This window comes from Actinoplanes sp. NPDC051851 (assembly GCF_040681165.1).
Lineage (GTDB): Bacteria > Actinomycetota > Actinomycetes > Mycobacteriales > Micromonosporaceae > Actinoplanes.
In genome coordinates this window covers 16,450-38,614 of the sequence record NZ_JBFAYF010000022.1, presented here as the reverse complement: position 1 = coordinate 38,614, position 22,165 = coordinate 16,450, and the positions used below count along the sequence as shown (strand labels likewise).

General features: G+C 69.3%; 23 protein-coding genes and 1 other RNA gene. 8 read left to right on the top strand and 16 right to left on the bottom strand.

The features are described from left to right. Nucleotides 1–4: 4 nt before the first annotated feature. On the bottom strand, nt 5–211 hold the full coding sequence (locus tag AB0M08_RS21655) for a hypothetical protein (RefSeq protein WP_364495924.1): 207 nt from the start codon (nt 209–211) through the stop codon (nt 5–7). A gap of 211 nt (nt 212–422) precedes the next feature. Continuing rightward, a complete protein-coding gene (locus AB0M08_RS21650; protein WP_364495921.1) occupies nt 423–1,448 on the bottom strand; it encodes an aspartate-semialdehyde dehydrogenase in 1,026 nt (341 codons plus the stop codon). A 102-nt stretch (nt 1,449–1,550) separates the two neighbouring features. Between AB0M08_RS21650 and AB0M08_RS21645 the strand changes: the two genes are divergently transcribed. Continuing rightward, nucleotides 1,551–2,348 (top strand): methyltransferase domain-containing protein, encoded by a 798-nt coding sequence (locus tag AB0M08_RS21645; protein WP_364495919.1) that lies wholly within the window; start codon nt 1,551–1,553, stop codon nt 2,346–2,348. Between the two features lie 121 nt (nt 2,349–2,469). Here the strand turns inward: AB0M08_RS21645 and AB0M08_RS21640 are convergent, their stop codons facing one another. The 3 genes from AB0M08_RS21640 to AB0M08_RS21630 are packed head-to-tail and all read right to left on the bottom strand — an operon-like array spanning nt 2,470 to nt 5,071. Then, entirely contained in the window at nt 2,470–3,078 is a 609-nt protein-coding gene (locus AB0M08_RS21640; protein ID WP_364495916.1) for a M15 family metallopeptidase, read from the bottom strand. A 38-nt stretch (nt 3,079–3,116) separates the two neighbouring features. Next, entirely contained in the window at nt 3,117–4,001 is an 885-nt protein-coding gene (locus AB0M08_RS21635) for a serine/threonine dehydratase (protein ID WP_364495913.1), read from the bottom strand. Between the two features lie 11 nt (nt 4,002–4,012). Then, on the bottom strand, nt 4,013–5,071 hold the full coding sequence (locus AB0M08_RS21630; protein WP_364495910.1) for a type I glyceraldehyde-3-phosphate dehydrogenase: 1,059 nt from the start codon (nt 5,069–5,071) through the stop codon (nt 4,013–4,015). Nucleotides 5,072–5,270: 199 nt separating this feature from the next. Between AB0M08_RS21630 and AB0M08_RS21625 the strand changes: the two genes are divergently transcribed. From AB0M08_RS21625 to AB0M08_RS21615, 3 genes are all read left to right on the top strand, one after another. Then, entirely contained in the window at nt 5,271–5,642 is a 372-nt protein-coding gene (locus AB0M08_RS21625; RefSeq protein WP_364495907.1) for a toll/interleukin-1 receptor domain-containing protein, read from the top strand. A 393-nt stretch (nt 5,643–6,035) separates the two neighbouring features. Then, an RNA gene (rnpB, locus tag AB0M08_RS21620) (RNase P RNA component class A) lies at nt 6,036–6,443 on the top strand. 416 nt (nt 6,444–6,859) lie between these two features. Then, nucleotides 6,860–7,966: a hypothetical protein gene (locus AB0M08_RS21615; protein ID WP_364495904.1), complete on the top strand. Its 1,107-nt coding sequence runs from the start codon at nt 6,860–6,862 to the stop codon at nt 7,964–7,966. A gap of 365 nt (nt 7,967–8,331) precedes the next feature. On the opposite strand, the gene AB0M08_RS21610 is transcribed toward AB0M08_RS21615, so the two are convergent. After that, nucleotides 8,332–8,844, bottom strand: coding sequence for a DUF6082 family protein (locus AB0M08_RS21610; RefSeq protein ID WP_364495901.1), 513 nt, complete (start codon nt 8,842–8,844; stop codon nt 8,332–8,334). A 417-nt stretch (nt 8,845–9,261) separates the two neighbouring features. On the opposite strand from AB0M08_RS21610, the gene AB0M08_RS21605 reads away from it, so the two are divergent. Continuing rightward, complete coding sequence (locus AB0M08_RS21605; RefSeq protein WP_364495898.1) at nt 9,262–9,684, top strand: tyrosine-type recombinase/integrase; 423 nt, start codon at nt 9,262–9,264, stop codon at nt 9,682–9,684. Nucleotides 9,685–9,746: 62 nt separating this feature from the next. Here AB0M08_RS21605 and AB0M08_RS21600 read toward each other — a convergent pair whose 3' ends face one another. Next, nucleotides 9,747–9,938 carry a hypothetical protein gene (locus tag AB0M08_RS21600; RefSeq protein ID WP_364495895.1) on the bottom strand — a complete coding sequence of 64 codons (192 nt, stop codon included), beginning with the start codon at nt 9,936–9,938 and terminating at the stop codon, nt 9,747–9,749. A gap of 98 nt (nt 9,939–10,036) precedes the next feature. After that, nucleotides 10,037–10,804 (bottom strand): DUF2637 domain-containing protein, encoded by a 768-nt coding sequence (locus AB0M08_RS21595; RefSeq protein ID WP_364496153.1) that lies wholly within the window; start codon nt 10,802–10,804, stop codon nt 10,037–10,039. A 211-nt stretch (nt 10,805–11,015) separates the two neighbouring features. Between AB0M08_RS21595 and AB0M08_RS21590 the strand changes: the two genes are divergently transcribed. Together AB0M08_RS21590 and AB0M08_RS21585 are read left to right on the top strand one after the other, a co-directional pair. After that, complete coding sequence (locus tag AB0M08_RS21590) at nt 11,016–13,004, top strand: hypothetical protein (RefSeq protein ID WP_364495893.1); 1,989 nt, start codon at nt 11,016–11,018, stop codon at nt 13,002–13,004. Further along, complete coding sequence (locus tag AB0M08_RS21585; RefSeq protein ID WP_364495891.1) at nt 13,001–13,534, top strand: hypothetical protein; 534 nt, start codon at nt 13,001–13,003, stop codon at nt 13,532–13,534. The genes AB0M08_RS21590 and AB0M08_RS21585 overlap by 4 nt, the downstream gene beginning before the upstream one ends. Before the next feature lie 24 nt (nt 13,535–13,558). Here the strand turns inward: AB0M08_RS21585 and mctP are convergent, their stop codons facing one another. The 7 genes from mctP to AB0M08_RS21550 form a co-directional block, all read right to left on the bottom strand. Then, a complete protein-coding gene (gene mctP / locus AB0M08_RS21580) occupies nt 13,559–15,196 on the bottom strand; it encodes a monocarboxylate uptake permease MctP (RefSeq protein ID WP_364495888.1) in 1,638 nt (545 codons plus the stop codon). Next, complete coding sequence (locus AB0M08_RS21575; protein ID WP_364495886.1) at nt 15,193–15,408, bottom strand: DUF3311 domain-containing protein; 216 nt, start codon at nt 15,406–15,408, stop codon at nt 15,193–15,195. The genes mctP and AB0M08_RS21575 overlap by 4 nt, the downstream gene beginning before the upstream one ends. A gap of 104 nt (nt 15,409–15,512) precedes the next feature. Beyond that, nucleotides 15,513–16,625 (bottom strand): bifunctional RNase H/acid phosphatase, encoded by a 1,113-nt coding sequence (locus AB0M08_RS21570; protein WP_364496150.1) that lies wholly within the window; start codon nt 16,623–16,625, stop codon nt 15,513–15,515. Nucleotides 16,626–16,630: 5 nt separating this feature from the next. Then, nucleotides 16,631–17,365: a C4-type zinc ribbon domain-containing protein gene (locus AB0M08_RS21565; RefSeq protein ID WP_364495883.1), complete on the bottom strand. Its 735-nt coding sequence runs from the start codon at nt 17,363–17,365 to the stop codon at nt 16,631–16,633. After that, nucleotides 17,362–18,243 carry a Nif3-like dinuclear metal center hexameric protein gene (locus AB0M08_RS21560; RefSeq protein WP_364495880.1) on the bottom strand — a complete coding sequence of 294 codons (882 nt, stop codon included), beginning with the start codon at nt 18,241–18,243 and terminating at the stop codon, nt 17,362–17,364. The genes AB0M08_RS21565 and AB0M08_RS21560 overlap by 4 nt, the downstream gene beginning before the upstream one ends. A gap of 10 nt (nt 18,244–18,253) precedes the next feature. Beyond that, entirely contained in the window at nt 18,254–18,838 is a 585-nt protein-coding gene (locus tag AB0M08_RS21555) for a flavoprotein (RefSeq protein ID WP_364495877.1), read from the bottom strand. Between the two features lie 49 nt (nt 18,839–18,887). Next, nucleotides 18,888–20,114 (bottom strand): helix-turn-helix domain-containing protein, encoded by a 1,227-nt coding sequence (locus AB0M08_RS21550; RefSeq protein WP_364495874.1) that lies wholly within the window; start codon nt 20,112–20,114, stop codon nt 18,888–18,890. A 222-nt stretch (nt 20,115–20,336) separates the two neighbouring features. Here AB0M08_RS21550 and AB0M08_RS21545 point away from each other — a divergent pair, with 222 nt between their 5' ends. Then, entirely contained in the window at nt 20,337–20,990 is a 654-nt protein-coding gene (locus AB0M08_RS21545; protein ID WP_364495871.1) for a bifunctional DNA primase/polymerase, read from the top strand. A 113-nt stretch (nt 20,991–21,103) separates the two neighbouring features. On the opposite strand, the gene AB0M08_RS21540 is transcribed toward AB0M08_RS21545, so the two are convergent. Further along, nucleotides 21,104–21,973, bottom strand: a complete 870-nt coding sequence (locus tag AB0M08_RS21540; protein ID WP_364495868.1) for a hypothetical protein — start codon at nt 21,971–21,973, stop codon at nt 21,104–21,106. Between the last annotated feature and the right edge of the window lie 192 nt (nt 21,974–22,165).

Sequence of the window (22,165 nt, the reverse complement as noted above, 5' to 3'; positions counted from 1 at the left end):
CGGTTTAGCTGTCCTCCCCTGTCCAGCGGGCGTCATCGGCATCCCACTCGGCATTGCGCTTCTCGACCGTCTCGAGTGCCCGCGTCGCTTCGTCAGCCGTGGCGTAGGGACCGAGCCGGTATTGGGCGGGACACACGTCGTCGCCGGTCTCGACTCGGTGGTCGCGGAGGCACCAGAAGTACCCGGCCCCGCCGAGCCCACTGTCGTTCATTCCAACACTGTGCCGCTAAAAACGACCATGCGCTACCGATTCGGGTAAAAAGCACCAAACTTCCGATGTGGATGAGGATGAATCGACCGTCACACTCGATGGGAACGAGCCACTTGAGTGGTTCGCTCTCACTTCGGTGCGGCATTCACACGTCCGTGACAACGACATCGCCCCGGCCGGGATCCGGCCGGGGCGATGCGGAGACAGTGGATCAGGCGAGCTCGGCGGCGACCAGCTCGGCGATCTGCACGGCGTTCAGGGCCGCACCCTTGCGCAGGTTGTCGTTCGAGACGAAGAACGACAGGCCGTTCTCGGCGGTGGGGTCCACCCGGAAACGGCCCACGTACGACGGGTCGCGCCCGGCCGCCTGCAGCGGGGTGGGCACATCGGAGAGCTCCACGCCGGGCGCAGATCCGAGCAGCTCACGGGCCCGCTCCGGGGTGATCGGACGGGAGAAGCGGGCATTCACCTGGATCGAGTGGCCGGTGAAGACCGGGACCCGTACGCAGGTGCCGGAGACGAGCAGCCCGGGCAGATCGAGGATCTTACGGCTCTCGTTGCGGAGCTTCTGCTCCTCGTCGGTCTCGAAGCTGCCGTCGTCCACGAACGAGCCGGCCTGCGGGATCACGTTGAACGCGATCGGCTTCGGGAAGACCTTGGACTCGGGGAACTCCACGGCGGACCCGTCCTGGGTCAGCTCGGTGGCCCGGTCGGCGACCTTCTTGATCTGCTCGTCGAGCTCGGCCACGCCGGCCAGCCCGGCGCCACCGACCGCCTGGTACGTCGTCGCGATGAACGAGACCAGCCCGGCCTCGTCGTGCAGCGGGCGCAGCACCGGCATCGCGGCCATCGTGGTGCAGTTCGGGTTGGCGATGATGCCCCTGGGGCGCACCTTCGCCGCGTCCGGGTTCACCTCGGCGACGACGAGCGGGACGTCCGGGTCCATCCGCCAGGCGGAGGAGTTGTCGACGACCACGGCACCGGCCTCGGCGACGCGGGGACCGTACTCCTTCGAACTGCCCTTGCCCGCGGAGAAGAGCACGATGTCCAGGCCGCTGTAGTCGGCGGTCGCGGCGTCCTCGACGGTCACCTCGCCGGTGCCCCACGGGAGGGTGCGACCCGCGGAACGCGCGGAGGCGAAGAGCCGAAGCTCGCTGACAGGGAAGGCGCGCTCGGCCAGGATGCGGCGCATGACGCCACCGACCTGCCCCGTCGCGCCGACGATACCGATCCTCATGGTGACCAAAATACGGGCTGAACTGCGCCGAAAGAAATCACCTTGTTCAAATAGTGGGAAAGTTATCCCATATTTGAGGACGGCGGGGCTAGCTTCGAGGGCATGGCGACGTATACCCACGGGCACCACGAGTCGGTCTTGCGCTCACACCGCTGGCGCACCGCAGAGAATTCGGCGGCGTACCTGCTGCCGCATCTTTCCTCCGGAATCTCCCTCCTGGACGTCGGATGCGGTCCGGGCACCATCACCGCCGACCTGGCGACGCGTCTCACACCCGGCCGGGTCACCGCGCTGGAGCGCACCGAGTCGGCGCTCGACCTGGCCCGCGCCGAGATCGGGCGACAGGGTCTGGCGAACGTCGACTTCGCGGTCGGCGACGTGCACGCGCTCGACTTCCCGGACGGCACCTTCGACGTGGTGCACGCGCATCAGGTGCTGCAGCACGTCACCGATCCGGTCGCCGCGCTGCGCGAGATGCGCCGGGTGACCAGGCCGGGCGGCGTGGTCGCGGCCCGCGACAGCGACTACTCCGGGTTCTTCTGGTACCCGCTGCTGCCCGAGATCGATCAGTGGATGGCGCTCTACCAGCGCGTCGCCCGCGGCAACGGCGGCGAGCCGGACGCGGGTCGGCGGATGCTCTCCTGGGCGCGTGCGGCCGGGTTCACCGACGTCACCGCCACCGGCAGCGTGTGGTCATTCGCGGACGATGAGGACCGGCAGTGGTGGGGCGGCATGTGGGCGGACCGCATCCTGAAGTCGGAGATGGCGAGCACCGCGCTGAGCACCGGCGCCGCGAGCCAGTCGGATCTCCAGCGCCTCTCCGACGGGTGGCGCCGGTGGGCCGACGATCCCGACGGGTGGTTCGCGATTCCGCACGGCGAGATCGTCTGCCGCGCCTGACGGCGCATTCCGGTCAGCCGGTTGCTCCCGTACGGCAAGTCTTGCGCACGGCCGCGGCGGAGACGCCGCGGCCGGCCCTGATCACATGCTCTTCGGGTGGATCACGTACTCCTCGGGTCGCTCACATGCTCTTCGGGTGGAACGCCCAGTGCCAGGACTCCCGGGAGACGTTCTCCACGAATCCGTACTTGTCACCGTTCTTCCGCATCCAGTTGAGCGCCTTGGCGTTGAGGTCCAGATCGGTGGCCATGCCCCAGCCGTGCTCGCTGGTGCCGGGCCGGGCCGCGAGCCCGCCCTGCGAGTAGAGGCCCTTGCGTTTGGCCAGGTCGACCTGCTCGGCGTAGGGGCGGTACGAGTCGGTGATACCGATCTTGACGCCCTCGCTCTGCGCGTCGGCGATCAGCCTGGTGAGCGACTCGGCCGCCGGTGCCCAGAGGCGGTGGCGGGTGCTCCCGACCTGTTCGAGAGCCTGTGCGGGGATCTTTCCGTTCCCGTACGCCGCAAGCTCTTCGGGAATGCCTTTGCTGTTGAGTTTGTAGGTCTTGTCCGCCTGCGAGGGGTCCTGTGCCTTGACGGCACCCTGCAGGTAGCTGGCGAAACTCGTGCCGGAGGTGTCCGTCGAGCCCTGCGCCGTCTTCGCGGTGGTCGTGGTGGCCGCCTGCTGTGCCTGGAGCGCGAGGATCCGGCTCTGGATCTCGCCGATGCGTGCGTTCACTCCCTCGATTCCCACGAACTACACCTTCGGCGCAACCGAGGGAAACTGAGTGGTTAGCCGAGATCGGCGGGGTTCGTGTTGGCGCCGCAGAGCAGGACGACGGTCTGCCGGTTCCCCTCCGGCCGGTATGCGGCGTATGCGGCGGCGGTACCGTGCTCGACGACGATGCGGTATTCGTCCCAGAGACGGCGGCGGGCCTCGACGATCTCCTCGTCGGTGACCAGCGTGGTGGCGATCCCGGCACCGGTCGCCAGCTCGAAGGCGATGTCACCGGCCCGGCGGGCACCGAGGGAGTCGGCGGCGACACCGCCGACCGTGACGTCCGTCGGGCCCTCGTTCTTCAGCGCCTCGTGGAACGCGCGGGAGTTCTCCGGCTCGACGGCGACGATCTCGGCCCGGCCCTTCAGCGCGGCGATCACCCCGGCGAGGAGGCCACCACCACCGACGGCCACGAGCACCCTGTCCGACTCGCCGGAGATCTCCAGACCGATCGTGCCGTTGCCCGCGACCATGTCCGGGTCGTCGTAGGCGTGACAGAAGAGGGCATTCTCCACGCTTCTCGCGGCTTCGTAGGCTTCCGCATACTCGTTCCCCACCTGCACGACGCGGGCGCCCAGCTTGCCGAGCTTCGCCACCTTGACCGGCGGGGCGGTCACCGGGACGAAGACCTCGACCGGAATGCCCAGCTCACGGGCCGCGTACGCGGCGGCCAGACCGGCGTTGCCACCGGAGGCGACCACGATCCCGGCCGCCGGCAACTCACCCCGCTCCTGCGCGGCGAGGATCCGGTTCATCATGCCCCGGGTCTTGAACGAGCCGGCGTGCTGCAGGTACTCCAGCTTGAACCAGAGTCCCGGCGCCGCCTCGACGAGCGGGGTGCGCCGAATCCGGCCCTCGATCCGGCGGGCGGCCTCTTCTACGTCAGTTCTCCCGATCATCACCCGTGAGTCTAGGCAACGCTCCAGCTCACCCGGCTGGACGGGACGGGCAGGCGGTCGCCGATCAGACGGGCCAGGTCGAGTAATCGGTTCGAGAAGCCCCACTCGTTGTCGAACCAGCCGCGCACCGTCACCCCGCCGTCCGCGGTGGTCTGCGTGCCGGACGGGTCGAAGAGGCAGGAGGCCGGATTGTTCTTCACATCGATCGACACGGTCGGGTCCGGGTCGTACGCGATGATCCCCCGCATCGGCCCGGCGGCCGCCTCGGCGATCGCCCGGTTGACCTCCTCGACCGTCACCGGGCGGCCGGTCTGCCCGCTGAGCTCGGCCAGCGAGCCGACCGGGGTGGGTACGCAGTAGTAGCTGTAGCGCATCTCGCCGATCTCCGGCAGCGCCACCCGGACCAGGTCACCGACCACGTGGTTGTGCGGGATGATGCTGTCCGCGCCGGCCCTGCCCAGCCGCGGATCCTCCCGCGAGGTGCCGACCAGCGAGTCCTGCACCCGCTGCCAGCCCTGACTGGCGAGCATCACCGAGGTGAACACCTCGTGCAGCCCGAAGCGGTCGAGCAGCACCTTCGCCATCACGGTCAGCGCGTTCACGCCGCAGGAGGCGGGCGAGACGACGTCGTGCACGGCCGGGTTGTAGCTCAGGTGGTTCGCGCCGTAGACGAGGAAGGCGTCCGGGTCGTCGGCCGAGGCGCTGATCACCACCTTGCGGGCGCCGCCGTGGGTGATGTGGGTACGCGCCGTGGTGCCGGCCCGGAACCGCCCGGTCGCCTCGATCACCACGTCCACCCCGTGGTCCGCCCACGGGATCCGCTCCGGGCGCTCGTGGTGATACGCCCGGATGGCGTGGTCGTTCACCACCAGGTAGTCGCCCTTGGCGGTCACCGTGCCCGGGAACGAGCCACGGATGCTGTCCCGGCGTAACCCGTACGCCAGTTTGTCCGTGGACGCGATGTCGTTCACCGCGGCGATCTCGACACCGAGGTGCGGGGCCGACGCCACGATCCGGGTCACACTGCGCCCGATCCGCCCGAGTCCATTGATCCCGATCGCGACAGTCATCGAGCGCTCCTCGACTCCATTGCTGTATTCGTGTGTTCCCCCGACACCCCCGTTTTGCACAGGGGCCGACCCTCCGTCACGACTTCGACACTATGAGTTGTGCAAGTTGCACGTCAACGGATGACAATGTCACACCGCGCGAGTGACAGCACCCGACCGGGGCCGAGCATTGTGGAACGTCATCCAGCATGCTGGAAGCGTGTCCCTCCTCGTCTCCTGCGCGCCGCCCGATCGCCCGTGGGCACAATGGATCGCCGATTCCCTGCAGGTCGCGGGCCATGCAGTCGATCTCGCGCCGACACGTAACGACTTCGCTCCGCGGATAGTGGCGGCGCTTTCCGGCCCAGACCCGGTGATCATTCTGCATTCGGCGGAGCTCGCGGTGTCGACATCGGACTGGAGACGGATCCGCGCGGCCGCCGGGAAACTGATCGTTTTCAGACTTGATGAGACGGGGGTGCCGGGAGGGCTGAGCGGGGTGGGGTGTCCGAGCCTGTGCGGGCTGGGCGAGGAGGAGGCACTGGAGGTGCTGCTCGGGGCAGTGGGGTGGGGACGGCGGGCGGCAGCGTGAGATCGTCCGCTTTTGAATGGCGGCCCGGCGCACGAAACGGGACTGAGGGCTGCTGCCGCCCGCGGGAGGGCGGCCGGCGAGCACGAACGCGGATCGTATGCGGTTAGCGCTCCGGAAACAGTGCGATCGTGTACAAGCGCGGCCCTGATCCGGCGACCGTGCATCACCACCGCCCCGAACCGGCGATCGCATACTCCAGCCGCCACGGTTCCCCGCCGAGCGCAGGCGGGAAACGCGCGGCGCAGGCGGGAAACGCGCGGCGCAGGCGGGAAACGCGCGGCGCAGGCGGGAAACGCGCGGCGCAGGCGGGAGACCCAGCGGGTGCCGGGTGACGGACCCGACGGGTCGTGACCAGGGGCACGCGGGCGGGACGTACTATTGCGGCGCGACGGACGAGTCGGCTGGGCGGCCGCGTCGGTGCCTTCGGGCATCGCCGAGGAACGTCCGGACTCCGCAGAGCAGGGTGGTTGTTAACGGCAACCCGGGGTGACCCGCGGGACAGTGCCACAGAGAACAGACCGCCGGCGCGTGCCTCGGCACGGAGCCGGTAAGGGTGAAACGGTGAGGTAAGAGCTCACCAGCACCCCGGGTGACCGGGGTGGCTAGGTAAACCCCACCCGGAGCAAGGCCAAGCAAGGCCGCGACCGCAAGGCCGCGACCGGCGCAGGCGTTCGAGGGCTGCTCGCCCGAGCCTGCGGGTAGGCCGCATGAGCCTGTCGGCGACGGCAGGCCGAGATGGATGGCCGCCACCGGCGCCCCAGGGCCCGGCCACAGAATCCGGCGTACAGGCCGACTCGTCCGCCGCCCTCCAGGTCACGATCACCAGGGCGGCTCTGACCTGGCCTTATACAAGGTCATCATTGGTCAACGTTGGTGGATCTTGGCCACCGTCAGACGCCCTGGAGACGCCCTGACGCCCTGACGACGCCCTGAACCCGGGCCGTCAGGCCCGGACCGCAACCCACCCCCAAGGAGTCATCCCGGTCGCCTGGGCTACGCCATGCTGGGTCAGGGTCAGGATGCCAAGGTGGAGCGCCCTACCGGACGAACGACCTTGGCACCCTGACCCTGACCTGGCATCCCTCCGGGCAGGCGACTGGGATGACTCCGAGCCCAACCCAGCACCTCTAACGTCGCAGGCTCCTTTTCATCCTGGGAGCCTGCCTACCCGGCGAGGGTCGCAGGTGGAGCATCCACTTTTAGGTAAGGTTCAGGACGTGCTTCCCAACCTGCAGTTCACTGATTTCCACAAGTTCCTTGTGAGCATCGGTGGACTGCTGGTCGGTCTCTCCGTCACAGTCCAAGTATTCCTGCTACGGCCCCTCAGCGCCCTCACCGTAACTAGGGATGAACTCGACAACCTAACTCCCACCGCAACGATGGCCTTGCGTACCCAGCAGCATCAGGCGGCACTCCTCCTTGCTATTTCACCGTGGGTCAGCCTCGGCTTAGCGATCACCGGATTCGTGCTCACATTTTGGGGAGCAGCTCTCTGGAAGAAAAGACAGAAAGCGCTCAACGACCGCGAAGCAGCGGAGCTAAAAAAGGTGGAAGCGGAGAGCGATAAGCTGCACCACGAGAAGCTGGCAATCATTAAGCAGCACAAAATCGACGAGGAAGAGAACTACGACACGGTAATCTCCGAAGCTTCGGGGGAACAGCCGAGCTCTGCAATGCCATATAGGGGCAAACCAGTCGATTCACAGAGAATCCCCCTCGGGAACGAGACACCCCAGCCGACAGATCCAAGCCCTGCACAGACTTTAATTAGACTTGCCTCGGATGCACCTACCGGCCCGGCAGCGGGAATGTTGCGCTATCTGGCCGCAAGAGAAGCGGTCCTCGCGGCGATCCGGGAGCTGTACACAGGTCAGTTGGATGTTACCCCAGAAGTGCGGATATTCAGACAGCGGCTCGACATGGTGATCATGTCACGTAACGATGGTCTACCAAACCTGGTCGTCGAGTTTACTGTTCTCGACCATCGAAGCCAGAAATCCGTCCGAGACAAGGTCTACCGAACCGTGGAGTGGCTCGAAAGCGCTCCGTACATCGCGCAAAGAAAATTTGAAGCTGAGTTTCGTCCGCTGGTCGTTTATCTCCTTAGGAACGAAAGGACAGAAAGCTTCAAAGAATCCTTCCATTCGATCCTGAGCAAAATATCAGCACTGCCGACACTCGCGCCCGCGAGTGGATCCATCCGAATCGACTCGCTACCAGGCAGCATCGTCGCCTTGGAAGAGGAGCACATCGCCAGCTTCGAGCTGAGCCGCGAGCTAATAACAGCGCCAAGCCTCACGGTATCGACTTGGCCTCCCTCATAAGGTAATCCAGAAAGCGCCCCCGGAACCTGTCGATTCGGCAGGTTCCGGGGGCGCTCATCCGCTCGCGCCTGCCGCCGGGCTGGAACCCCGGCGCCGACCGGCGAAGCTAGGCGCCGGGGCGGGCCTCCGGCCCGGCCCTACTGGGCGGCGCGTGCGGGCCGCGAAGCGGGCCGCCTTGAACCCGTACAGAAAGTTCTCACAAGATATCGATCCGATCGAGCCGGTCGGATGCCCTGTCACGGCGGTAACGCTCAGAGACCTAACCTCCGACGGCTAATAGAGCACGCTGATTGCGGCAGACCAATACGCTTTGCGCCGAATTGGCTTGCTCACCAAAGACACCCTGGACACTCAAGGCCCAGCTTTTAGTTTTGCTCTCGGCTCTTCAGTGCTTTTTGATACTCACTCTCCACGATGGCATCAAATTCGGCCTGCTTTCCGAAGCCATCCGTGTGGATGCGCACCTCGCGCGCGATGCGCCACCACTCCAGGCCGGCCTCGGTGGAAAAAATTTCTAGCGCAAAGTTCGCCCTTATTTGAGATGACGTACCTTTGTGCACATCCCAAAAAGTGAACCAGTAGTTCGATATGGTGTTGATGTAGGCGTGCCTTTTCTTCTGCACAGGGTCCACGCCTTCGATGGTCCCCCAGCACTCCATGAGATCTGGGTCATCCATGGCAGCCCTCATGATAGTGAAATGCTGCTCGATCAAACTGTATCTCTCCATAACACTCGTTTGCCGCTGCTGGAGAGCAATTGATAAAATTACGCCTGCAAGCGCGACGGCTGAGATGATTGCCGACACTGAACCGTAAGCTTGCCCTATTGCCGAGAGTCGATTCCAGTCGTCGAGGGTGCCGCCGAGAAGACCGAACATAAAGGGTAATCCGACCAGAAGAACGAGTGCGGCTAGCGCGGCTGTGGATACCAGAAGAAGGCGACCCCTTTTTAGCATACATACATTGTATACAATTACGTCAATGCAATCCGGCCATCGCTCGGCGAGGTGGCGAGCGCAACACCGCTTCTCGGAATGAGCGGGCAACCAAGGCTGCATGCATGGGATCACGCGGCGCGAGGGCGCCATGCTTGACACGGATCGCCAGTCAAGGGTCACCTGAGACGGATCCTTCAGCATCAACCGGCACTAGACAACCGCGCCGATCGCATACCGCCACAATTTGCAAAATACGCTTCCCCGGCGACCCATTTTCCCGGCAATCGCCCTGGTGTAACATCGTGCATATACACGAAGGGGTCTCTCCGGTGAGCGGACAGTCTGACGCGGACCTGGTTGCTGCGCGGCATCGACCCGGACAGCGAAAAGCGGGCGACGGCCGTGCTGCTGTTCACCACGACACGCAAAAACGCGATCAACCGGAGCGACTTCAACCCGGACTTCTGGCATCCCGCCGTCGAGAAAGCCGGGCTACCACGTAGCCGGGACAACGGGATGCACGCGCTGCGGCACTTCTACGCCTCGGCACTGTTGGACGCGGGCGAGACGGTCAAGGCGCTCGCCGCCTACCTCGGCCATGCCGATCCGGGCTTCACCCTCCGGACCTACACCCACCTCATGCCGGCCAGCGAGGATCGCACCCGCGCCGCGATCGATGCCCTGCTCGGCAAGCCGAGAAAGCCTCCGACGCCCTGGAGACGCCCTAGGAGGGTCTGGAACCAGCGTGTACGCAGGTCGCAGCCAGTCGGGGGCACATAGTCCGGCGTACAGGCCGACTCGTCCGCCGCCCTCTGGGGACACCCCGCGCGAGGGCGGCGATGTCACTCGGCAGGTGGCTCCTCGATCTCGGAGGGCGGCAGGATCACGCCCCTTGCCCGGAGCCGCCGGATGGTGATGTCGAGCTTGGCGGCCAGGTCGGGGCGGCCGGCTTCGGTGGCGGCGTCGCGGAAGCGGGTGGCGTTGCGCAGGGTGGTGACGGCGTCGGGCTTCGACGGCTTCGGGCTCTTGGCCATACGACGATGATCGGCCTGCTCATCGAGGGCGGCGGCGGACCGAACGTCCGGCTCGCACCTAAAGCGCATCGCGGATGAAGCGCATCGCGGCGAGAGGATCAGCGGGGTGGGGCGGACTGGTAGGCGAGGCCGGTGCGGCCCTCGGTGAGGAAGCGGTCCAGCTCGGCCTGTTCCAGCACGTCGTCGGCCGCCCGGGCACGTACCGTCTCCGCCGCCTTCTCGACGTGGGAAGCGCGAGAGGGGCGAGTGGCGCGGGAGGCCGGGGAGGCGTGGGAGGCCTGAGAGGTGCGGGAGGCGCGGGAGCGAGTGGTCTCCTCGGCGAGTTTGGCGGCCTGGTTGGCGCGGCGCGTGACGGCGGCCTTCTCCGCGCGGGCGCGGGCGACCTCGGGTGCCAGGCGGCGCGCCGGGCGGATGTCGGAGGTCACCTCGGCCTCGCGGGCCTCGATGGCGGCGAAGTCGGGGCGGATCTTGGCGGCCACCCATTCGACGCCGGCGACCAGGCCGACCACCAGGGCGAAGATGATGCGCAGGCCCAGTGGCCCGGGGGCGGCGAAGTTGACGGCGGCCGAGATCGTGACGACCACGGCCAGGATCTTCAGCGCGGCGCGTTTGGCGTCGGCGGCCATGCCGGCCGTCTGGCTGATCGTCAGCATGGAGACCATGGCCAGGTCGAAGACGGCCGGGACGATCCACGCGAAGAAGCCGGCGCCGAGACTGACCAGGTAGTGGCCCTGGTGCAGGTAGCTGGCGGCGAGCGCGCCGACCAGGATCAGGCTGTTGGCCCGCTTGATCGTACGGATGGCCTTGAGCATGCCGGGCACCGCGTCCTTGGCGTATTCGGCGGCGAACTGCTGCGTCAGGGTCATCGGCGCGGGCAACGCTGACCTCCTCAGGGGGCAGCCCCGCCCGGACGGCATCGGGACGAGGCAGGGCAGGAAGCGACGAAACTCGCACCGAACGCTACCGGAGCAGACCCGGCGAGTCGGGCGAAACAGGTGACTCGGGCAATTGATCGCGGAGGGTCGAGATTGTCGACACCGAGCGCTACCGTCACGGGAAGAACATAGAGGAAGCGCGATGCCTGATTACCGCAGATTCCGGCAGTACCTCCCCTTCGCAACGGTGGTGTGCTACCTCGCGGGTGTCGTCGCGCTCCTGCTCGCGCCGGAACACCGGATTCTGGAGCTGCCGGCCGGGATCCTCGCCGTCGCCGGCTTCGCCATCGGCGTCACGCAGGGCAGCCAGGCGGCCGGCCGACTGCGGGAGAGCCGCCTCCTGCCAGGGCGGCCCCCGAAGGCGGCACCGTCCATTCCGGAGCCGGCCTTCTGGGACAAGAAGCGGCTCGCGGCCTCGGTCGACGAACGGTGGGCGCTGGAATCGGTCAGCGGGCTACGCTTCATCCCCCGCCTTCCGGTGCGCTGGACCGTTCGCGAGACCGGCGAGGAGGGCTCCGACGCCGCCGCGCTCGCCGAGCTGCTCGACGGCACCACGACCCTGCTGATCACCGGCGCACCCGGTGCCGGGAAGTCCACGCTGCTGGCCGCGCTCGCCATGCATATGCTCCGCCGCCGGGAGGAACGGCCGACGCCGCTCCCGGTGCTGCTCAACCTCGCCTGCTGGGATCCCGTACGCATCTCCTTCGACGACTGGGCGGCCGCCGAGACGATCCGGCAGTACCCGGTGATCAGCCCGGAGTCGGCCGGCCCGCTGCTCGTCGACCGGGAGATCCGGCTGATGCTGGACGGCCTGGACGAGATGAGCGACGAGGCACGCCCCTCCGCGCTGACCGCGATCAGCATGTCCCGAACCGGTCAGAGGCCGCTGGTGATCGCCGGCCGGGAGATCCGCCCGGCGGGGCGTACCGCGCTGGTCGTGGAGATACAGCCGCTCGCGCCGGGACTCCTCGCCGAGGTGCTCGACCGGCTCCCGGCCGCGGCGCGACAACGCTGGCTCCCGGTCCGGCGGCGTCTCGAGGCGGGTGACCCCACGCTCGCCGAGGTCTTCGCCACCCCGCTGACCTTCAAGATCGCACTTCAGGTGTACGCCGATCCCGAGTCGGATCCCGCCGCCCTGCTCCGCTTCGGCACCCCCGAGGAGGCGTGCCGGCACCTGCTGGACGGTTATCCGCGGGCCGCCTACCGCGCACCGGGCCTGCGCCGGTGGAACCCGGTGCACGCGGAGCGCTGGCTGCGCTTCCTCGCGACCCGGCTGACCCGTCTGCGCACCCACGTCCTGACCTGGCATACCGTGCTCGACGAGACCCCGATCGCCCGTCTCCGCGCGGCCACCGGCCTCCTGGTGCTGGCCCTGCTCGCGGTACCCGCCGTACGCCTGGCCGGGCCGCTGCCGGGAATCGGCGCGGCGGCCGGGCTGATGGCGGGCCTGGCCCTGCTGCGCCGGCCGCACCCGGCGGCACGGGTGCTGGGCGCCGCACTGGCCGGCGGCGGCCTCTGGACGGTGCTGAGCAGCGGCGGCATCAGCAGCAGCGCGATCAGCGACGGCGCCGGAATCAGCGGCGGCGACATCGGCGACGGCGGCGGGAACCCCCTGGTCACGGTGATCGCGGTGCTCGTGGTCATGGTGGTGCTGGCCGCGCTGCCGGTCCGGCCGGATCGCCTCCGCGACGAGGCGCTGCTCCGGGCCGCCGTGGTCGTGGCGGCGCTGGCCGCGGCGAGCCTGGCCGTCCTGGCCACCGTCCCGGATCCCGGCCTGGCGCGCTGCGCGAGCACGGCGGTCCTGGTGGCGGCCGCCGCGCCGGCCGCCTTCCGGGGTACGCGCTGGGGCGACCTGACGACCGCCGTCGCGTGGCAGGCCGCCCGGGGACGGCTGCCCTGGCGGCTCACCGCCTTCCTGGAGGACGCGGAGTACCGGCTCGTCCTGCGGCGCCGAGGGGATGCGTACGTCTTCGGAAACGGTCTGATGCGGGACCGGCTCGCCGGGACCGACCACCTCGCGCGGTCCGGGGGCGATCCGCTGGGCGTGCGCGCCCTGATGCGGGGCCTGGATCTGCAGACGGCCGAGCTGGTGTCGCGCATCCCGATCAGGGCGGGAGGTGATCCCGGATGATCGACGACGACGTCGAGCCGCCGATGGACGACGAGGAGCCGGGGCCTGAACCCTTCCGGTCCGAACCGGACGACCGGAAGCCGAGGGCTGATCCCTTCCGGTCCGAGCGGGACGACGAGCTGCGGGAGCAGAACCGCCGGGAGATCTCCGGGGAACTGCGGCGGCCCGGCAACCCCCGTGACTTCTCGGAGGGCGCGGTCCGGGAACTGCTCGCCCGGAACCGGCGGATCTTCCTGGAGACCGCGCGGGAGGCGATCCGGCTGGGGCGCAAGGAGGGGCTGGACACCGTCTCGGCCCGGCACGTACGGGAGGCCGCGCACCTGGTGTTCGCCCGGCGGGACTCGACCGCGCAGCGGACGTCGCTGGCCATCGGCGGCCTGGCCGGCGGTGCCGGTGCTCAGAATCTGCTCGACCTGATCAGCGGCCCGGCCTCGGCGATCACCCCGCAGGAGATGATCACCACGCTGCTGCTGATGATGACCGGCACCGCCGCCACGGTTTTCGGCGTGATCCGTCGCGGTCGCCCCTGAGCGACGACCGCGACGGAGGAGCCCTCAGGTCGAGGAGATCGTGTCCACCGTGGAGCGGTCGGCACGCGGGTCGCCCTCGTCCGCGAAGTAGTCGTCCGGCGCGGTGCCGTCCACCCCCTCCGGGGTCTTCGCCGCCCGCAGCACGAGCGTCACCAGCGCCGCGACCAGCAGGTTGACCAGCACCGCCACGAAACCGACGTAGATCGTCTTCGTCGTGTCGAGGCCGAACTCGGAGAGCGCGAACGCCGAGCCGCCGAAGTGCGCCCGGCCGGTGGCGGCGTTCGGGATCTGCCAGAGCATCCAGAAGGCCAGCAGCATGCCGGCCGCCCAGCCGGCGATCAGCGCGCCGCGGTGCAGCCAGCGGCCGTAGAGGCCGAGGATCACCGAGGGCGCGGTCTGCAGGATGATCACGCCGCCGATCAGCTGCAGGTCGATGGAGAACTGCGGGTCGAGGAAGACGATGAAGGCGACCGCGCCGATCTTGACGACCAGCGAGGTGACCTTCGCGACGCCCGCCTCCTGGGCCGGGGTGGCGTCCTTGCGCAGGTACTCCTTGTAGATGTTGCGGGTGAAGAGGTTGGCCGCGGCGATCGACATGATCGCGGCGGGCACCAGGGCGCCGATCCCGATCGCGGCGAACGCCACCCCGGCGAACCAGGCCGGGAAGTGCAGGTCGAAGAGGAGCGGCACCACGGTGTTGCTGTCCACGCTGCCGGCCTTGGCGCCGGGCAGCGGCTTCACCCCGGCCGCGATCGCCATGTAGCCGAGCAGCGCGATCAGGCCGAGCAGGAAGCTGTACGCGGGCAGCGCGGACATGTTCCGCTTGATCACGTCCCGGTTCCTGCTCGCGAGCACGCCGGTGATGCTGTGCGGGTAGAGGAAGAGCGCGAACGCGGAGCCGAGGGCGAGCGTGAAGTACTGCACCTGGTTGCCGGCGTTCAGGATGATCCCGTCGCCGGGTGCCGGTGAGGCCCGGAACTTCGCGTCCGCCGCCTCGAAGATCGTCCCCCAGCCGCCCAGCTTGTACGGCAGGTAGAGCACCGCCACCAGGATCACGATGTAGATCAGGGTGTCCTTGACGAACGCGATCAGCGCCGGCGCCCGCAGCCCGGACTGGTACGTGTACGCCGCCAGGATCGCGAACGCGATGATGATCGGCAGGTGCCGGGCGAACGCGCTCTCCCCGGTCACGCCCATCGTCTTGAGCACCGCCTCGATCCCGACCAGCTGCAGCGCGATGTACGGCATCGTCGCCACGATCCCGGTGACCGCGATCAGCAGGGCCAGCGTGGGTGAGTCGTACCGGCTGCGGACGAAGTCGGCGGGGGTGACGAAGCCGTGCCGGTGCGACACCGACCAGAGCCGGATCAGGATCAGGAAGAAGAGCGGGTAGATCACCACGGTGTAGGGCACCGCGAAGAACCCGGCCGCCCCGGCGCCGAAGATCAGCGCGGGCACCGCGACGAAGGTGTACGCGGTGTACAGGTCGCCGCCGATCAGGAACCAGGTGATCCAGCCGCCGAAGCTGCGGCCGCCCAGCCCCCACTCGTCGAGGTGGGCCATGTCCTGCGGCGCGCGCCACCGGGCCGCGACGAAGCCCATCCCGCTGACCAGCAGGAACAGGACCGTGAAGACGACGATCTCGGTGATGTGCCCGCTCATGACCGGCTCCGGGACCGCTTCGACATCCGGTAGACCAGGGTCGTGGTGCCGACACCGAGCAGGATGAACGCGAACTGCAGCCAGTAGAAGAGCGGGAAGCCCGCCACCCGTGGCCCGTCGTGGTTGTAGAGCGGGGTGAGCAGGGGTACCACGATCGGCACGATGAGCAGCCAGTTCCAGGGGCTTCTATCGCTCCGCGACGGCTCCGCCATGATCCGCCTCCCTTACAGCGTGTGTGGTCGTCGTCACGCTAACGAGGGAGGCGGAGCAAAGGCGATCTACGTGCGCCGAACGGGCGAAGCGCTGCGCCGAACGGCTATCGGAGGTGCGCGGTCTCGTTCACCGAGCGCACCGCGATGTTGCCGTCCGGCCAGACGTCCATCGTGGAGATGCCGGCCGCGTCCAGGTAGAGGCGGTGCAGGAACGCGTCGCCCGCGGCGAGCGCGTCCCGGAGCAACAGCTTGATCGGCGAGACGTGCGAGACCAGGACCACGGTCTTTCCCGGGTACGCGGAGAGCACCGCGGCGAGAGCGCCCCGGACCCGCTCGGCGACCTTCTGGAAGGACTCCCCCTGCGGCGGCGCGACGCTGGTCGACTCCAGCCAAGCGGTCATCTCGGCCGACCAGTCCTGCTGCACCTCGGCGAAGGTCTTGGCCTCCCAGAGCCCGAAGTCACACTCGATCAGGTCGTCCATCACCGTCACCGGGACGCCGCCCTGCTCGGCGGCGATCAGTTCGGCGGTGCGTACGCAGCGGCGCAGCGGCGAGGTCAGCACGGCGTGGACCTCACGGCTGATCCCGGCCACGCGGCCGCCCGCCGCCATCGCCTGGGCCTCGCCCTCGTCGGTGAGCGGCACGTCGCCGCGACCCGAGTACCGGCCCTGTGCGGTCATCGCGGTGGCGCCGTGCCGGACCAGGATGATCCGGGTGGCGTTCTCCAGCGACGGCGGCGCCCACGACCGCGGGGCCGGCGCCTCCGGCACGGCCGGTTCGGTGATCACCTCGACGGCGTCCCGGGAGACCCGGCCGGCCGCCTCGTCCATGGCCCGGTTCGCGAGCTGGTCGGCGGCCCGGTTCTTCTCGCGCGGGATCCACCCGTACGTGACCTCGGTGAACTTCCCGACCAGACCGGCGGCCTCGGCAGCCAGCGGGCGCAGGCCGGGGTTCTTGATCTGCCAGCGGCCGGACATCTGCTCGACGACCAGCTTGGAGTCCATCCGGACCTCGACCCGGGCGGCGTTCAGCTCGGCGGCGGCACGCAACCCGGCGATCAGGCCGGAGTACTCGGCGACGTTGTTGGTGGTGGTGCCGAGCGCGCCGTACCGCTCCAGCAGCACCTCGCCGGTCGCCGCGTCCCGGACCACGGCGCCGTAACCGGCCGGTCCCGGGTTGCCCCGGGAGCCGCCGTCCGCCTCGATGACGACCCGCAGGTCCGTCACAGCCCGGACTCCGACGTACGCACCATGATCCGCCGGCACTCCTCGCAGCGCACCACCTCGTCGGCGGGGGCGGACTTGACCCGGTTCAGGTCGGCGCCGTACAGCTCGATCCGGCAGGCGCCGCAGCGGCCCGCGTAGACCAGGGCCGCGCCCATGCCGGTCTCCGTCCGGATCTTGTCGTAGAGGGTGACCAGGTCGGAGGGGAGGTCGGCGGCGAGCGGCACCCGGGACGCCGTCTTGAACTCGAGTTCCTTGGTGAGGTCGGCGGTCGCCTCCTCGCGGCGGCGCTCGGCGTCGGTCCGCTTCCCGGCGGCCGCGGCCAGCCGGCCCTGCACCTCGGCGAGCGCGGCACCCGCGGTCTCCCGCTGCTCCATCAGCTCCAGCTCGGCGTCCTCCAGCTCGGACTGCCGGCGATTGAGGGTGGCCAGCTCGTGCTGCAGACCCTCGACCTCCTTCAGCGAGCCGCCGGCGTCCAGCCGCTTCTGGTCCCTCTCCTTGCGGAGCCGGACCTGCTCGATGTCCTTCTCGAACCGGGAGATGTCCCGGTCCAGGTCGTCGACGGCGACCTGGGCGCGGACCCGCTCGTCCTCGAGCGCGGAGATCTCCCGCGCGGCGGCGTCGATCTCGGCGAGCTCGGGCAGCGTCTTCCGCTGATGGACGATCTTGGCCAGGGCGGTGTCGACGCCCTGCAGGTCGAGCAGGCGTCGCTGGGCTTCCGGTGCGGCCTTCACGGATGGGTCTCCTTCTCATCGGAAGCGGAGTGGACGCCGGCCGAGGCGGCGTGCACGGTCCAGGGGTCGGTATCCAGGTCGGACACCAGCACGTCGACGGGGAACTCGGCGCGCAGCCGGGCGGCGACGTCATCGAGCCACGGGCGCTCACTCGCCCAGTGTGCGACGTCGAGCAGCGCGGGGCCGTCATCGGCCAGGTGTTCGCTCACCGGGTGATGCCGCAGATCGGCACAGAGGTACGCGTCGGCGCCCGCGCGGGCTGCGGCCGACAGGAACGAGTCACCCGCGCCTCCGCAGACGGCGAGCGTGCGTACCAGAAGTGAAGGATCGCCGGCGGCACGCACCCCACCTCGGGTGGCAGGCAGCCGGGCGGCCGCGAAAGCGGCCAGTTCACCCAGCGGGAGCGCCTCGCGCAGCTCGCCGATCCGGCCCAGACCACGGCCCTCGCCGGCGGCCGCACCCTCGGCGGGCACCAGCGGGCGCAGGTCGGTCAGGTCGAGGCGGGCGGCGAGCGCGTCGGAGACACCCGGGTTCGCGGTGTCGGCGTTGGTGTGCGCGGTGTAGAGCGCCACCCCGGCACGGATCAGCCGGTGCACGATCCGCCCCTTGAAGGTGTCCGGGGCGATCGACGACACCGGCTTCAGCAGCAGCGGGTGATGGGCGATGATCAGGTCGGCGCCGGCGCCGAGCGCCTCGTCGACGGTCTCCGGCACACAGTCCACCACGCAAAGGACACGGGCCACCGGGTGATCGAACTCGCCGAGCACCAAACCGACCCGGTCCCAGGACTCCGCCCAGGCCCGGGGGTATCGCGCATCGAGCGCGCCGACCACCTGGCGAACGGTCGGTATCGAGTCAAGGTCGGCCACGACCGCCAACTCTATATCCCTAGGAAACCGCCCCCGGCTCGACTCGGCTCGCCGCCGTGATCGGGTTGCTGACCGCCTGGAGTGCACGGCGCCACGGGAACTGCCCGCGGAAGCGATCGGTCTGCCCGGGGCCGCCGAGACGGCACACGTCCTCGCCATAGAGCACGTGCACGCCCCAGTCCCGCAGCTTGGCGAGGCTCTCGTGCAGTGAGGGGTGCAAAGCCATGATCTTGTTGGTGTACGGCACCACGGCGGTCGGCACGCCGTAGCCGTACCCCTCGACCAGCAGACCGAGGACGAGCGTGTCGGTGATGCCGGCGGCCCACTTGTTGACGGTGTTGACCGTGGCGGGCGCGACGATCATCGCGTCCGCCTGCGGCAGTACGTCCGGGTCGCCGGGGCTCTTGTAGTGGGTGCGTACCGGATGTCCGGTCTGGGTCTGCAACGCCGCCACGTCGACGAACTTGCGGCCGTCCGGAGTCGTGATCACGCAGACGTCCCAGCCGTCCCGCTGGGCCAGGCTGACGAGGATCCCGACGTCCCGGGCCATCGGTGAGCCGCACACGAGCACGTACAGCACACCGGGTGAGGGGTTACCCGTCATCGCGCGTGAACCCCCCGCCCGCCGCCCAAAAAAGGACTTGAGGCTCCTCTCATACGCCGACTCCCATCTGTTCGGCCAGCTCCGCGATCGGAGCCGGCGGCGCGCCCCGCATCCGGCGGAGCACGTCGGAAAGCACTTCGTGGGCGAGCGGGCGGCAGCGGATCTCCGAGGGGGCGAGCCGGTCGCCCTCCAGCAGCATCTCGCCGGCCTTCTCCACGTTGCCGATCTGCGTGTAGCCGCGGGCGATGTCCAGGTAGTGGTGCGCGCGCCGCTCCGGGAGAAGCGCCTGGAAACCGACCCTGTCCATGTTCTCGTGCGTATCCACCGCGGTCCGTCCGTCGCCGAGCTCGACCGCGGTGGCGCAGCGGTGCAGTTCGACGTTGGTGGGGCCGAAGCTGGTCCAGTAGTAGTTGAAGTCTCCACCCAGTTGCTGTGACGCCTCTGTGGCGCCCTTCAGCAGGTCGCGCACGGTGGCGCTGTCGCCGATCCGGGCGGCCGACATGGCGCCGTTGAGCAGCAGCATGCCGTAGACGGAGAGGCGCTTGCCGTCCGCGCGGTCCAGGCCGGTGCCGAGCCGGTTCGCTATGTTGACGTTGACCTCGAGCGACGGGCGGACCCGGCCGAGCGCGAGCAGCGCGCTGCCCACCCGGTAACTCGCCAGCCCCGCGAGTAACTGGTCGCCGGCCCGCTGGGAGACCGCGATCGATCGGTCGGCCGCCAGCCAGGAGAGCTCGTGCTCGCCCACCTTCCGCAGCGCCGAGGACGCGATCTGGTAGACCTGCCCGAGCAGGTGCGCGGCGTCCGAGGCCTCGTCGCTGCTCGAGTGGACGCTGTCCGCCGCCTGCGCGTCCCGCAACAGCTTCGGCAGCATCCGGGCCAGCACCCCGTACTTCGCGTGCTGGTAGGTCAGCCAGGCGTGGCTGACCGCTTTGCGCATCTCCGGCAGTGGTGGGGAATGCGGCACAGCCTGGAAGAACGCATTCATCTGGTCGTACCGCTCCAAAGCGGCACGAATCTCCTCGACCTCAACCTGGTCGATGCAGTTCTGCGCCTCCGGCTTGCGCTCCACCTCCTTGCCCAGCAGCAGCTGGACATCGACCTGAAGCACGTCCGCGATCTCGTACACCACTGAGAACTTGTCGAGTCGGCGGACCCCGCGCTCCACCTTGTCGACCCAGCTCTTACTCTTGCCCAGCCGGTCAGCGAACACCTGCTGGGACATCTTCCGCCTGCCCCGCCAGTAGGCGACGCGGCGGCCGATCGGCAGCTCGTCCACGGTGCCTCCCCCACTCAACCGGCGGCATCTCCGCCGGTGAGCCATCCGGTGACCTGCAGTGTGAACCGCTCACGTGTGCCCAGATCGCACAGCGTGTGTGATCGCCTGCTCACCGATGCTCGTAGTTTTCCTTGCAAGTTGCAAAGGGTGGATCTGCCGGGCCCAACGAGACTCGTCTCGATGGGATACGGCCCCGCCACTCGAATCCGGGGGAGTCGGGCCATGCAGTGGAGCAACCGTCAGCCGTTCGTCCCACCGTCGATTCTCGACCGTTTCGATCGGAGCCGCCTGCGCCGGGCGGCCCTCGCCTACGCCGCGCACGGCTGGGCCGTGACGCCCGGCGCCTATCTGTCCGGTCACCGCTTCGACTGCGGGCGGGCCGGCTGCCGGATCACCGGGTGCCACCCGGCCGTCGATCCGATCACCGAGCCACCCGCCACCGATCCCGCCACGGTGGCGGCGTGGTGGCGGCGCAGACCGCACAACCTCCTGCTCCCCACCGGGGGCGCGTTCGACGTGCTGGAGGTGCCGGCGGCGATGGGCAGCGCCGCCGCGGCCCGGCATGCCGGGGCCGCCGGACCGGTCGCGGTGACCGCGGCCGGCCGCTGGATGTTCTGGGTACGCCCCGGGACCCCGCTCCGGCCCGAACTGGAGCTGCGCCTCGACGTCGTCCGGCACGGCGCCGGATCGTGGGTGCCGGCACCGCCGAGCCGCCTGGTCGAGGGACCGGTCCGCTGGGTGGTGCCGCCGACGTCGGTGGACTGGCGGCTGCCCGCCGCCGAATCCGTGCAGGAGGTGCTCGCCGGCTGCGCCCCACGGGAGCGCCGGCACCTCGTCGTGCCCCGTCAGGTCTCCACCTCGCGCCGGGCTGCGTGAGAGGGACGGCCACGGGGACTGTGCGTGGGAACACATGTCGGATGACAAGTCTAGTGGCATCGACGACCGTACAGAAGTCACCCGCCGGAGTGACGTCTCCCGAACGCTCTTCCTCAGGCCGCTAGATCGCGATAGGCGCTGATCACGATCGCGGTACGGTCCGCCAGTTCCGGTCCGCTCTCCACGGCCGGCACGCCCGCCACCCGGGCCAGGGTGCGCTCGGCGTGCCGGGCGGTGGCGGCCACCCGCAGTTCCCGGGCGAAGCCCTCGCCGGCCCGGGCCGCCGCGTCGATCGCCGCGATGATCCGGTTCGCGGCCGCGCCGGTCTCGTGCCAGAGCTCGTCGGCGCGCTCCCGCTGCAGGTCCGCGGCGATCCGGGCCGGGCTGTCGGCGGGGATGTCCGCGCCCCGGACGGCGTCCAGGCTCCCGCGCAGCCGGCGCAGCTCCTGACGGCGGGCGAGCACGGTGGCCAGTTCGTCGAGGGAGCGGGTCAGCGAGCGATCCGCCTCCACCGGGTCGATCATGCCGGCCAGGGCGGGCCAGGTACGGCGTACCCGGTGCGAGGCGGCCAGCGCCCGCCCGAACGCGGCGCGCTCCGGCTCGGTCCAGAGCACCCGGGACGCGGTGTCGCGCGGCACGGCCAGCACCGCCGGCGCGGCCGCACGGGCCTGGCGCCGCCAGACCGCCACGATCAGCAGGACGCTCAGCGAGGCGGGCAGCCACCAGCTGAGGCCGGCGGCGCCGAGGAAGGCACAGAGGAAGAGCAGCGGCAGCGCGAGGCGGGCGGCGGTGGTCACCCGGGCGTCCCGGCCCCGCCCGGTCGGCGGCACGGGCAGGAGCTCGGTCACCGTCCCGGTCCGCTGCCGGCGCAGCCGTCCGGTTCGCGCCTTCACCGGGTACGACCGCAACGGATAGGTCTTCACGGGGCACACCGCGACGATCATCTTCTCGGCGTCCGCGCCGATCCGCAGTCCCTGGGTCACGGCTGGCCCTCCCGTCGCCCGTGTCCGCCGGGCGGGCCCGAACCGCCGAGGGGACACCGGCCGGACCCGCCCACCGCGGGTGACCCCGCAGGTACCGCTATGAATCGGTGGCGCGCCGGGCGGGTTGAGGCGGGTCCGGTTGCGGTCCGGTTCCGCTGCGTTGCCATCCGGTTCCCGGCCGCCGCCGCTTTC